General features: G+C 38.4%; 11 protein-coding genes and 1 tRNA gene. 6 read left to right on the forward strand and 6 right to left on the reverse strand.

Translation table 11 applies throughout. The features are described 5' to 3' along the window. The first annotated feature begins 25 nt into the window (after positions 1 to 25). The gene (gene lpdA, locus G9H60_RS11955; RefSeq protein ID WP_223144288.1) at positions 26 to 1,432 is read left to right on the forward strand and encodes a dihydrolipoyl dehydrogenase; all 1,407 of its coding nucleotides are present in this window, start codon (positions 26 to 28) and stop codon (positions 1,430 to 1,432) included. Between the two features lies 1 nt (position 1,433). Here the strand turns inward: lpdA and mscL are convergent, their stop codons facing one another. Beyond that, entirely contained in the window at positions 1,434 to 1,787 is a 354-nt protein-coding gene (gene mscL, locus G9H60_RS11960) for a large conductance mechanosensitive channel protein MscL (RefSeq protein WP_223144289.1), read from the reverse strand. A gap of 222 nt (positions 1,788 to 2,009) precedes the next feature. Here mscL and G9H60_RS11965 point away from each other — a divergent pair, with 222 nt between their 5' ends. Then, complete coding sequence (locus G9H60_RS11965; RefSeq protein ID WP_223144290.1) at positions 2,010 to 3,170, forward strand: sialidase family protein; 1,161 nt, start codon at positions 2,010 to 2,012, stop codon at positions 3,168 to 3,170. Between the two features lie 158 nt (positions 3,171 to 3,328). Here the strand turns inward: G9H60_RS11965 and G9H60_RS11970 are convergent, their stop codons facing one another. Genes G9H60_RS11970 through asnS form a run of 5 tightly spaced genes read right to left on the reverse strand, consistent with a single transcriptional unit; the run spans position 3,329 to position 8,501 of the window. Further along, positions 3,329 to 4,702, reverse strand: a complete 1,374-nt coding sequence (locus G9H60_RS11970; RefSeq protein WP_223144291.1) for an MATE family efflux transporter — start codon at positions 4,700 to 4,702, stop codon at positions 3,329 to 3,331. Further along, positions 4,703 to 6,010 (reverse strand): UDP-N-acetylglucosamine 1-carboxyvinyltransferase, encoded by a 1,308-nt coding sequence (murA, locus tag G9H60_RS11975; protein WP_223144292.1) that lies wholly within the window; start codon positions 6,008 to 6,010, stop codon positions 4,703 to 4,705. Between the two features lie 9 nt (positions 6,011 to 6,019). Beyond that, on the reverse strand, positions 6,020 to 6,676 hold the full coding sequence (locus tag G9H60_RS11980; RefSeq protein ID WP_223144293.1) for a DUF4290 domain-containing protein: 657 nt from the start codon (positions 6,674 to 6,676) through the stop codon (positions 6,020 to 6,022). 15 nt (positions 6,677 to 6,691) lie between these two features. Further along, the gene (locus tag G9H60_RS11985) at positions 6,692 to 7,069 is read right to left on the reverse strand and encodes a diacylglycerol kinase family protein (protein ID WP_223144294.1); all 378 of its coding nucleotides are present in this window, start codon (positions 7,067 to 7,069) and stop codon (positions 6,692 to 6,694) included. Between the two features lies 1 nt (position 7,070). Continuing rightward, a complete protein-coding gene (asnS, locus tag G9H60_RS11990; protein ID WP_223144295.1) occupies positions 7,071 to 8,501 on the reverse strand; it encodes an asparagine--tRNA ligase in 1,431 nt (476 codons plus the stop codon). Positions 8,502 to 8,651: 150 nt separating this feature from the next. Here asnS and rpoN point away from each other — a divergent pair, with 150 nt between their 5' ends. From rpoN to G9H60_RS12010, 4 genes are all read left to right on the forward strand, one after another. After that, positions 8,652 to 10,091, forward strand: a complete 1,440-nt coding sequence (gene rpoN / locus G9H60_RS11995; RefSeq protein WP_223144296.1) for an RNA polymerase factor sigma-54 — start codon at positions 8,652 to 8,654, stop codon at positions 10,089 to 10,091. 154 nt (positions 10,092 to 10,245) lie between these two features. Next, a complete protein-coding gene (locus tag G9H60_RS12000) occupies positions 10,246 to 10,611 on the forward strand; it encodes a four helix bundle protein (protein ID WP_223144297.1) in 366 nt (121 codons plus the stop codon). A gap of 72 nt (positions 10,612 to 10,683) precedes the next feature. After that, positions 10,684 to 11,463 carry an enoyl-CoA hydratase/isomerase family protein gene (locus G9H60_RS12005; RefSeq protein ID WP_223144298.1) on the forward strand — a complete coding sequence of 260 codons (780 nt, stop codon included), beginning with the start codon at positions 10,684 to 10,686 and terminating at the stop codon, positions 11,461 to 11,463. Positions 11,464 to 11,549: 86 nt separating this feature from the next. Beyond that, positions 11,550 to 11,623, forward strand: a tRNA-Arg gene (locus tag G9H60_RS12010). Positions 11,624 to 11,737: the final 114 nt, after the last annotated feature.

Raw genomic sequence — 11,737 nt, forward strand, 5'->3', positions numbered from 1 at the left:
GCCTATTCCTTTTTTCCATTGCCTTATGTTAGAATTTGATGTTGTTGTAATTGGTTCAGGTCCTGGTGGTTATGTCGCAGCTATTCGTGCGTCACAGTTAGGATTTAAAACTGCCATTATTGAGAAATATGCTGTTATGGGAGGTACCTGCTTAAACGTGGGTTGTATTCCTTCTAAAGCTCTTTTAGATTCTTCGGAACACTTTTATAATGCCATTCACCATTTTGAAGAACACGGTATTGTGGGAGGAAAACCTAAGGTTGATTTGGAAAAAATGATTGCCCGTAAAGCAGGTGTGGTGGAGAAAATGAATGGCGGAATATCCTTTTTAATGAAGAAAAATAAGGTAACAGTATTTCATGGTTTAGGCTCATTTGAAAGTGCCAAAGTAGTGAAAGTTACCCAAGCTGACGGAAAAGAAGAATTGTTGTCGGCTAAAAATGTTATTGTAGCTACGGGTTCAAAGCCAACGAATTTGCCTTTTATTCCTGTCGATAAAACACGTATTATTACATCTACGGAGGCATTGAAATTGAAAGAAATCCCTAAGCATTTAATCGTTATTGGTGCAGGGGTGATTGGTGCTGAGTTAGGATCTGTATATGCACGTTTAGGTTCAAAAGTTAGTTTTGTAGAATATGCAGATGGTATGATTCCCACCATGGATAGAACCATGGGTAAGGAATTGCAGAAGTCTATTGCCAAATTAGGGGCTGATTTTTATTTCTCTCACCAAGTTACTGGGGCAGAAAATAAAGGTAAGGAAGTAGTGGTTAAAGCGAAAAATGCCGCAGGAGAAGAAGTGGAAATTAAAGGAGATTACTGTTTGGTATGTATCGGTCGTAAACCATATACGGAAGGTTTAAATCTATCTGCAGCTGGATTGCAAGCGGATGAGCGTGGAAGAATTGCCGTAGATGAGCATACTTTGCAAACATCCGTTCCAGGTATTTATGCCATTGGCGACTTGATTCGTGGAGCAATGTTAGCCCATAAAGCAGAAGAGGAAGGTGTTTTTGTTGCGGAAGTAATTGCGGGTCAAAAGCCGCATATTAATTATAATTTGATTCCAGGTGTTGTTTATACTTGGCCTGAAGTTGCCTCTGTTGGTAAGACAGAACAAGAGCTTAAGGCTGCAGGTATTGCTTATAAAGATGGTTCTTTTCCATTTAAAGCACTTGGACGCGCCGTTGCTTCCATGGATGTAGACGGTTTGGTGAAAGTGTTAGCAGATGCTAAAACGGATGAAATTTTAGGAGTTCATATCATTGGTGCGCGTGCAGCTGATATGATAGCAGAAGCTGTTGTTGCGATGGAATTCAGAGCCAGTGCAGAAGATGTGGCACGTATGTCACATGCCCATCCTACATACACAGAAGCAATGAAAGAAGCTTGTTTAGCTGCAACCAGCAAACGCGCAATTCACGCCTAATTTATTCACCTGCTTTTTCTTCTGAAGATTTAAAGCGGTTGGTCATTTTGATTAGTAAAAACATCACAAAAGCGACTAATATAAAGTCGATGAAAATGGTGATGAAATTACCGTATTGAATGGCATTTTCAGGAGAAAGGATTTTGCCGCTGGCATCATATTGAGCTTCGCTCAAAACATATTTCATGGCTTTGAAATCGACTCCAGTGGTTAATTCACCCACAATCGGCATGATAACTCCATCAATCAATGCTGTGGTGACCTTACCAAATGCAGCTCCCATAATAAAGGCAACTGAAATTTCAATAAGGCTGCCTTTCATGGCAAATTCTTTGAATTCTTTGATAATACTCATGGTGAAATTATTTTTAAGGGATTAAGGAATGGTATACAAAAAGGTCTGATAATTTCGTTTGTTTACTGATAATCTAAATGTAAGGCTTCTCAAATATCAGGTTTCTAGAAACTTGAGTTCAAATACTTGATTTTTTTTTAATTTTCAATCCTAAGTTTGAAATTGTTTCAAAACAAATTTCTAAGCAATTAATGAGTAAATTTGATTTTACCGTTCTTCGTCATGAAAACAGCACTCATTTTTTCGACTTTTTGTTTATTTTCTTGGGGACTTTTTGCGCAAAAGTCTGACCGAGTAAACGTTTTTCAATCTGGACAGGATTCCTATGCCAGTTTCCGTATTCCTGCTATCATTAAACTTCCTCATGGTGAATTATTAGCTTTTGCTGAAGGGAGAAAAGGAAGTGCAGCCGATTTTGGGAATATTGATATCGTTTCGAAAACGAGTAAGGATGGAGGGAGAACTTGGTCCCCAATTCAAAAGGTGGTGGATGTAGATTCTTTACAAGCTGGTAATCCTGCTCCCGTGGTTGATTATTGGGATCCAGAATATCCACAAGGACGAATCTTTTTATTTTATAATACAGGCAATAACCATGAAAATTTAGTACGACAAGGCAAGGGACTAAGAGAGGTTTGGTACATTACCTCCACTGATGAAGGTAAAACATGGTCAGCACCAGTGAATATTACTAAATCCGTACATCGCCCTGCTCAAGAGCCATATAAATTTGCCGAAGATTGGCGGTCTTATGCCAACACGCCGGGCCATGCTATGCAAATTAGTTCCGGGAGGTATCGTGGAAGGATATATGTAGCAGCGAATCATTCTAGTGGGGCGCCCAAATCTGATTTTTCCGATTATGTTTCTCATGGTTTTTATACCGATAATCATGGTCAAAGTTTTCAATTAAGTCAATCTTTAGGATTACTAGGCAGTAATGAAGCAACAGCGGCAGAATTATCGGATAATCGCTTATTATTGAATGCTAGAAATCAAAAAGGGGATGTTCGCACGCGAATTGCAGCTATCAGTTCAGATGGGGGTAATACCTGGGAAAAAACATACTATGAAACTTCTTTACCCGATCCAGTTTGTGAAGGATCTTTACTATCCATAGGTTATAGACAGGGCAAAAGTGTATTGGCATTTTCCAATGCAGCAGACCAAGAAAAACGTAATCATTTGACCTTACGCATCAGCTTTGATGAAGGATTAACCTGGCCCATTAGCCATGAAATTGATTCTACAAATGATCCCACAAAAAATCCTGATTTTACAGCATATTCTGATATTGTCAAAATTGATGAAAATCGAATAGGTGTTTTATACGAACGAAATGATTATGCCGAAATCGTTTTTGTCAGCGTTAAATGGGAGTAAAAATGTGTTTTTTGGCTAAGGCTAGCCAAACGCTGTCAAGGTTTGGAACCTTGCCAGCGTTAGCGATTTAGCTCATTCAATTTGAAGGATAGCTTCCTTAGCCAAACGATTGAAAATTCAAAAAAAGTATATGAAGTATTAAACTATCAAGTACTTGATTAATCTTCTACTTGAAGCGAATTGAAATCAATCACTTGTGTGCGGGCATAGAAACGCCAAGATAATAATGCTGCTGAACAGATTAGGCTGCAAGTTAATCCAATCCAGATTCCTACAGCACCTAGATCGCCATAAATGCCTAAGTAATAGCTCAATGGAATTCCTACGCCCCAGTAGGAAACAACGGTAATAGCTGTCGGAATTTTGACATCTTGAAGTCCACGAAGTAAGCCCAATGATACGGCTTGGATTCCATCAAAAAGTTGGAATATCGCGCCCCAAGTCACCAAACTAACAGCAATGGCTATGACATCCGCTTCTTGGGTATATCCACGTACTAACCAAGGTTTACAGGTAAACATAATGATGGCGCAAATCCCCATGAAGATGATGGATAGGAGTAAGGCTGCGTTTCCCGAAATAAATATTCCTGCCCGATTTTTCTCTCCGATATCTGTACCTACGTGGATTCCACCCGCAGCAGCAATACCCGTAGCCATCATATAGGTCAAGGAAGCCATATTAATGGCCACAATATGAGCTGCTTGTGCAGTAGAAGAAATCCATCCCATCATAACTACTGCCATGCCGAAGGTCGCGATTTCAAAAAAACCTTGAAATCCGGCTGGAATTCCCACTTTTAAAATTGTTTTTTCTAATACCCAAGTATGGTGTTCCGAACCCATGTGAGCAAAATACTTGGTAAATGATGGCGATTTGAAAATGTATAAACCAAGAGAAATGGCCATAAAAATACGACAAAGCAAAGTCGAAATACCTGCTCCAAACAAGCCCATCGCTGGAATTGGTCCTAAACCATTGATACAAATATGATTTCCAATCACATTTAACACCAAAGCTAAGATGGTGATATTCATTGCGATACTGGTTCTTTTCAATCCATCCGAAAAACTCTTAAATGCCGCAAACAAGAAAGTAGGGATAACGGAAATGGCTATTAATACCAAGTAGGGAAGGGTTAACTCTTTATTGATGGAGCTTTGTTGGAAAAGGTCATAATTCCATCCAATAATGGCAATGATCAAAATTGTTAGTAATGAAAGAATTAAGGCTACTCGAATTCCCGCCCTCATTAAATTTCCGCACTCAGCGTCATTGTTTTCAGCCACTGATTTAGAAATCATAGGAGAAATGATTTGCAAACAAATCAAGCCAATGATGGCAATCGTGAAAAAGATGGACCCAGCCATACCTGATGCCCCTAGGCTCTCAGCTGCTTGGCTTTTCATCTGACCTACTTGGATCGTATCAGCCAAACCCATCAACATGACACCTAATTGTCCAATAACAATCGGTAAAGCTAGTTTAATGGTGCTTTTAATTTTACCTACAAGGCTGACTTTTTGCATCATTTAAATTCGAACTATTTCAGCTCCCAATGCATTTAATCGAGTATCTATGTTCTGATATCCACGGTCAATTTGCTCAATATTATCAATTATTGAAGTACCTGTGGCCGACATAGCTGCAATTAATAAAGAAACACCAGCACGAATATCTGGTGACGACATGCGTATTCCTTTCAGGTTTTGCTTTCTATCGAAACCAACTACAGTAGCTCTATGTGGATCGCAAAGGATAATTTGAGCTCCCATTTCAATTAATCGGTCAACAAAGAATAGTCGACTTTCAAACATTTTTTGGTGAATCAATACAGTTCCTTTGGCCTGAATGGCAGTAACTAAGATAATGGAAAGTAAATCTGGAGTGAAACCTGGCCATGGATGGTCAGAAATGGTTAACATAGAACCATCAATGAAATTTTCTAATTCATAATGTTCTTGTGCTGGTACAAATATGTCATCTCCACGAAACTCTAATTTGATTCCGAGTTTACGAAAAACATCAGGAATAATGCCTAATTCAGGGATTTTACAGTTTTTGATGGTGATTTCAGACTGTGTCATTGCGGCCATCCCAATGAATGAGCCGATTTCAATCATATCTGGTAACATAGTATGCTCCGTTCCACCTAAAATCTCTACTCCCTCAATGGTCAATAAATTGGAACCGATGCCCGTAATTTTCGCCCCCATACGATTCAACATTTTGCATAATTGCTGAATGTAAGGTTCGCAGGCAGCATGGTAGATGGTGGTGGTACCTTTCGCTAATACAGCTGCCATCAAAATATTGGCTGTTCCAGTCACTGATGCCTCATCCAAAAGCATGTACGCTCCTGTTAAATGCGATGCGTCAACCTCGTAAAATCCTCCATCTTCGGCGCTGTAATTGAATTTGGCTCCCAATTTCATGAAACCTGTGAAGTGGGTATCCAATCTTCTACGTCCAATTTTGTCGCCTCCTGGAGAAGGAATACGACCTTTTTTGAAACGGGCCAAAGTTGGTCCTAGTAACATCACTGAACCACGTAGCGCGGCAGCTTTAGCTTTATATGTTTCTGATTCTAAGTATTCAATATTGACTTGAGAAGCATCAAATTCAATGCTTGATTCACTTAATCGACGAATTTTTACACCCATATCCCCTAATAAATCGATTAGTTGATTGACATCACGGATGTTGGGAATATTGTGTATGGTGACAGGTTCAGCAGTTAATACGACAGCACATAGAATTTGTAATGCTTCGTTTTTTGCACCTTGTGGAGTGATTTCTCCTGATAATTTTCTACCACCTGTTACTTTAAATGAGGCCATATTGGTCAATTATTTTTTATGATTTCTTGGATTGAAATTCCGATTGTTTCTGAAGTTTTTTCTATAATTATTTCCGCCGCGGTTGTTATTTGGGCTATTTGGGTATTCCGGAGCATTGTATGCATTACGGGCATTATTGGCTACTTTGGCATGACCTAAACCTTCTTGAGATAATTCATCTACGATAGATCCCAACAAATTTTCAGACATTTCTTTGATGTTTTGCCAAATAACCTGATCGTCTACCGTATCCTTATTCCAGGTTACATAAAAACCTTTCATTAAACGTGCAATGTAGGCAACCAAAATCTTTTTATCTTCCATTTTTTCTTCGGCAATGGCACGAAGAATCAACAACTCTACATTACGACCGTAGTGTTTGAATTTCAAATGATGTTGGTTATAATTTACTTTTTTAGGGGCTTTACCTACTGATTCTGGTGATGGAGGAGGGTAAGGTCCTTGTACGTCCAATTGGAAGTTAGACATGATGTACAAGTCGTCCCAAAGTTTTTTGGAATAGTCTTGGCTATTGTCCTTCATGCCTGGATGAATCTGCTTCATGAGTTCAATCATGAGGAAGGCATATTTGGTCCTTTTTTCACGATCTTGAATCGTCAAGATGTAATTGACCAATTTTTGTACACTAGACCCGTATTCTTTCATAATGTTGTGTCAATCTTAATTACTAAATACCAATCTCATCCAAAGATGAGGAAAGGAAATAAGGCAAAATACAAAGGCTGCCCAAATGGCCATCACTAAAACAGCCCCAGCAGCGAAATCTTTTGCTTTTTTTGCCAAAGGATGATGTTCTGGCGCTACTATATTGGTAATGTTTTCCAAAGCAGAATTGATCAATTCTGCCATCCAAACGCCTGCGATGGCTAAGCTTATCCAAAGCCACTCGATGGCCATAAAGCCTATATTAATACCCACTACAATAACTAAGATAGTGGAAGCTAAGTGAATTTTGGCATTATTTTCCTCTTTTATCAAGGTAATGATACCTGACCAAGCGATGGAAATGCTGCGAAAAGCTTTGGATAGATTGAACATATTAAAACTCTGCCGATTTTGGTGTTCTTGGGAATGGAATAACATCACGAATATTACTCATACCCGTTACAAATAGAACTAAACGCTCAAAACCTAAGCCAAAGCCTGCATGGGGTGCAGACCCAAACTGCCTTGTTTGTAAATACCACCAAATGGAATCTTCCTCAATGCCTACATCTTTGGTACGTTGAAGCAGTTTTTCGTAATCATCTTCTCTTTGAGAGCCACCAATGATTTCTCCAATACCTGGAAACAAAACGTCCATAGCGCGAACCGTTTTTCCATCATCTTCTAACTTCATGTAGAAAGCTTTGATTTCCTTTGGATAATGCGTTAAAATGACCGGCTTTTTGAAGTGCTTTTCTACTAAATAACGCTCATGCTCGCTTTGCAAGTCGATTCCCCATTCCACTGGATAGTTGAATTTCCCTTGCTTATGAGGCTTAGATTGCAATAAAATTTCAATAGCTTCTGTATAAGTCAATCGCTCAAACGTATTTTCAGATACAAACCGTAATTTCTCAGAAAGGGTCATTTCAGATTGTTCTTCTTTTTTCTTCATTTTTTCCTCTTCCAACAAGCGTTTTTCAAGGAAAGCAATATCATCAGCACAATTTTCTAAGGCATATCGGATCAAACTTTTAGTAAAGTCCTCAGCCAAATTCATGTTGTCTGTCAGTTCAAAAAACGCCATTTCTGGTTCGACCATCCAGAATTCAGCCAAGTGACGAGTCGTATTAGAATTTTCAGCACGGAAAGTAGGGCCAAATGTGTAAATTTTAGAAAGTGCCATAGCCCCTAATTCCCCTTCTAATTGGCCAGAAACCGTCAAATTCGTTTCTTTTCCAAAAAAGTCTTCTTTGTAATCTATCTTTCCTTCTTCTGTTAATGGAGGATTGATAGCCGGTAAAGTGGTTACCCGGAACATTTCTCCAGCGCCTTCTGCATCAGACCCTGTGATAATTGGAGTATGCAAATAAAAGAAGCCGTGATCGTTGAAATATTGATGTATTGCAAAGGCCAAAGCATGACGAATGCGTAGAATAGCTGAAAACGTATTGGTTCTAGGGCGAAGATGGGCTATCTCACGTAAGAATTCCAACGAGTGTTTTTTAGGCTGTAAAGGGTATTTTTCTGGATCAGCAGTTCCATACACTTGAATAGAAATAACCTGAACCTCTACGGTTTGGCCTTGTCCTTGAGAAGGAATCAAAATCCCTGTGACCGCGATGCAGGATCCTGTAGTCACTAATTTTAATGTTTCTTCGGAAACAATGCCGTCTGAAACTACCGCTTGAATATTATGAATGGTAGATCCATCGTTCATGGCGATGAAAGCTACGGAAGAAGATACACGTTTGGTACGTACCCAACCTTTTACCGTGACTGTTTGTTGGCTCGGGGATTGGAGAAGTAATTCTTTAATTTGCATATAAATAAATGGTCAAATGGCCCCCAATTGGGGCAAACTAGTCTCAAAATTACGTACAAAAAACGGAATAATTTTATTTATTTGTGAATTACAGGTATTTTTAAAAACAGGCCGTCAAATCAGCGTATATTTGTTTAATAGATTAAAGATATGCAGGGATTATCACTCAAAATTTCTCAGCAACAGCGGCTTTCTCCACAACAAATTCAGTTTGTTAAATTGCTTCAAATACCTACAGCAGAATTAGCTGCTAGGATCGAGGAGGAATTGGAGGAAAATCCTGCTTTGGAAGAGGGTTTAGATATTCGGGATTCGGATGAATTCGATGAAAAGGAAAGAGAGACTGTCGAGGATTTGGAACGGGAGGAGTTGGAAATAGGTGATTATTTACAAGATGATTATGCCGGCTATAAAATGGCGGGAGATTCCTATGATTCCAATGACGAATCCAAGGAAAGGCCCATGGCAACTGTAGCCAGTGCAGAAGATTATTTGTTGATGCAAATAGGATTTGTGCTGAAAAATGAGCGGGAAGAAATCATTGCGCATCAATTGATTGGATCATTAGAAGAGGATGGATATTTGAGGAGGAATATTGAAAGTATTGTGAATGATTTAGCTTTTACTCAAGGATTTACTACCGATTTTCACGAAGTTGAAGGGGTTTTGAAGAAAATTCAGGCTTTGGACCCAGCTGGAATTGGTGCTAGAGATTTGCAAGAATGTTTATCCATTCAATTGCATCGTAGGGAATCCGATTATCCTACTTGTTTATTGGCAATTCGATTGATTGATGAGTTTTTTGATGAATTTTCGAAAAAACATTTTGTTCAGTTGCAACAAAAATTGGGTATTGATGAGAGTGAATTAAAAAAAGCGATCAATTTAATCAAGCGATTAAATCCTAAGCCTGGTGGAGCCGAAGGAGGCAATTTGGCACCTTATTTACAACCTGATTTTGTGGTGACTAACCAACATGGGAAGTTAGATATTAAGTTGAATGGTAAGAATGCCCCAGAATTACGCGTCAGTAAATCTTTTCAGGAGATGTTGCAAACCTATGATCAGGGCAATAAGCAACAAAAAGAAATTAAGGAAGCTGTAACCTTTATCAAGCATAAGTTGGATGCGGCTTCTTGGTTTATTCAAGCGATACAACAAAGGCAAGGAACATTAATGAAAACAATGCATAGCATTGTGACTCAGCAGTATGACTTCTTTTTAACGGGTGATGATGCTAGTTTGAAACCAATGAAGATGAAAGAAATTGCAGCTTTGATTGAAATGGATGTTTCAACAGTTTCAAGAGTAGTTTCTGCCAAATCAGTACAGACGGATTTTGGTATTTATCCTCTAAAATATTTCTTTTCTGAAGGAATTACCCATGAATCAGGAGAGGATGTATCTACTCGAGAAGTGAAAAATATTTTGAGGGAAATTATTGAGCAAGAACCCACTCATGAACCTTATCCTGATGAAACCTTGGAATTATTATTAGCAGAAAAGGGGTTTGTGGTAAAACGCCGCACTGTTGCTAAATACCGCGAACAATTGGGTATACCAGTTGCGAGGCTTAGAAGGAAATTGTAAATGAATTGTAAATGGTGAATTATAAATTATAAATTAATGGGTGAGGTAAAATTTTAATGCCAAAATGGGTATTTAAATCAATTAATTGATAATAATAGAGATTGCATTTTATTAAAATGATGAACATGTAGATTTGGTAATAAAATTTTATCAAGTGAAACATGAGAATATCATAAAATCAAAATCGTTTTTTTTCGCCATTCAAATCTGGCATTTATATCAATATCTAGTTAATGAGAGAAAAGAATTTATTCTTTCAAAGCAAATTTTAAGAAGTGGAACGGCAGTAGGGGCGATAATTAGAGAGGCAGAACATGCAGAATCAAAATTAGATTTCAAGCACAAAATGTCAATTGCTCAAAAGGAAATAAATGAAACTATATATTGGTTGGAATTATTAAACGAAATTGATTACTTGGAAGAAGTTCACTATGTTAAATTAATGTCTGAAAGTGATGAAATCTTAAGAATTATTACAAAAATCATACTAACTGTAAAACATAATTTATCAATTAAATAATAAAGCATTCAGCATTTATAATTTATAATTCACCATTTACAATTCATCATTTATAATTTATAATTTCCTCCCATGTCTTCTTACCAATTTCTTCATCTTAGTCAAGTTAATGGAGTTTGGACCATTCATTTGAAACGTCCGGAAGTATTTAATGCCTTAAATGCAGGATTGATTCATGAGATTCGTGATGTGGCGGAGAAAGCCAAGGCATCGGAATCTGCAAGGGTGTTGGTAATAACTGGAGAAGGGAAAGCCTTTTGTTCGGGAGCGGATTTAAAATCGGGAGCCAGTGATTCGGATTTGGGAGCGGTTTTACGTGCCACCTATAATCCAATGATTTTAGCACTGAGGGGTTTGGATAAACCGGTGATTGGAGCGATTAATGGTCCTGCAGCAGGAGCGGGTTGTTCGTTGGCATTAGCTTGTGATTATTTGATTGCAAAGGAAGGAGCATATTTTTCTGAGTTATTCGTTCAGATTGGTTTGACATTAGATGCTGGTAGTACGGCCTTTTTAATGCAAAGTGTCGGGTATCATAAAGCTTTTGAATTGGCAGCTACTGCCAAAAAGATTGGGGCAGATGAAGCGAAAGATTTGGGATTTGTGGCAGAAGTTATTTCTGAGGAGAGTTGGGAGAGTCGATTACAAACAATCGGAGCAGAATTTGCTAGTAAACCGACTATGGCAATAGCTTTAATCAAGAGGGAATTGCAAAAGGCTCACCATCAGGACTTAGCCACGGTATTGGAGATGGAAGCCGAAGCACAGCGACAAGCTGGATACTCCAAAGATTTCCAAGAAGGTGTTGCTTCATTTCTTGAAAAACGAGCTCCACAATTTAGGGGCAAGTAAAAAATCGAATAAAAATGATTTTTTTTTCGACAAGGTCTTTTCATATTCCCAAAGAAATTCTACCTTTGCAGTCCCGAATGGGAATTGGTTGCGTAGCTCAATTGGATAGAGCATCTCACTACGGATGAGAAGGTTTGGGGTTCGAATCCCTACGCGACCACAACCTTAAAATAATAGACCCTTCTAATTCACTTTAGGAGGGTTTTTTATTGGCTTTTAAAACGAAGTGACCAAAACAGCTACCAAAATTAAGCTGAATTCATTATTTACTAGG

This window comes from Aquirufa aurantiipilula, assembly GCF_019923745.1.
In the GTDB taxonomy this organism is placed as follows: Bacteria; Bacteroidota; Bacteroidia; order Cytophagales; family Spirosomataceae; genus Aquirufa; species Aquirufa aurantiipilula.

Excerpts from the sequence above, each read along its gene's own strand:
- lpdA (WP_223144288.1), top strand. The coding sequence starts at position 26 with ATGTTAGAATTTGATGTTGTTGTAATTGGTTCAGGTCCTGGTGGTTAT.
- G9H60_RS11980 (WP_223144293.1), bottom strand. The coding sequence starts at position 6,676 with ATGAAAGAATACGGGTCTAGTGTACAAAAATTGGTCAATTACATCTTG.
- G9H60_RS11970 (WP_223144291.1), bottom strand. The coding sequence starts at position 4,702 with ATGATGCAAAAAGTCAGCCTTGTAGGTAAAATTAAAAGCACCATTAAA.
- asnS (WP_223144295.1), bottom strand. The coding sequence starts at position 8,501 with ATGCAAATTAAAGAATTACTTCTCCAATCCCCGAGCCAACAAACAGTC.
- murA (WP_223144292.1), bottom strand. The coding sequence starts at position 6,010 with ATGGCCTCATTTAAAGTAACAGGTGGTAGAAAATTATCAGGAGAAATC.
- G9H60_RS12005 (WP_223144298.1), top strand. The coding sequence starts at position 10,684 with ATGTCTTCTTACCAATTTCTTCATCTTAGTCAAGTTAATGGAGTTTGG.
- mscL (WP_223144289.1), bottom strand. The coding sequence starts at position 1,787 with ATGAGTATTATCAAAGAATTCAAAGAATTTGCCATGAAAGGCAGCCTT.
- rpoN (WP_223144296.1), top strand. The coding sequence starts at position 8,652 with ATGCAGGGATTATCACTCAAAATTTCTCAGCAACAGCGGCTTTCTCCA.
- G9H60_RS11965 (WP_223144290.1), top strand. The coding sequence starts at position 2,010 with ATGAAAACAGCACTCATTTTTTCGACTTTTTGTTTATTTTCTTGGGGA.
- G9H60_RS11985 (WP_223144294.1), bottom strand. The coding sequence starts at position 7,069 with ATGTTCAATCTATCCAAAGCTTTTCGCAGCATTTCCATCGCTTGGTCA.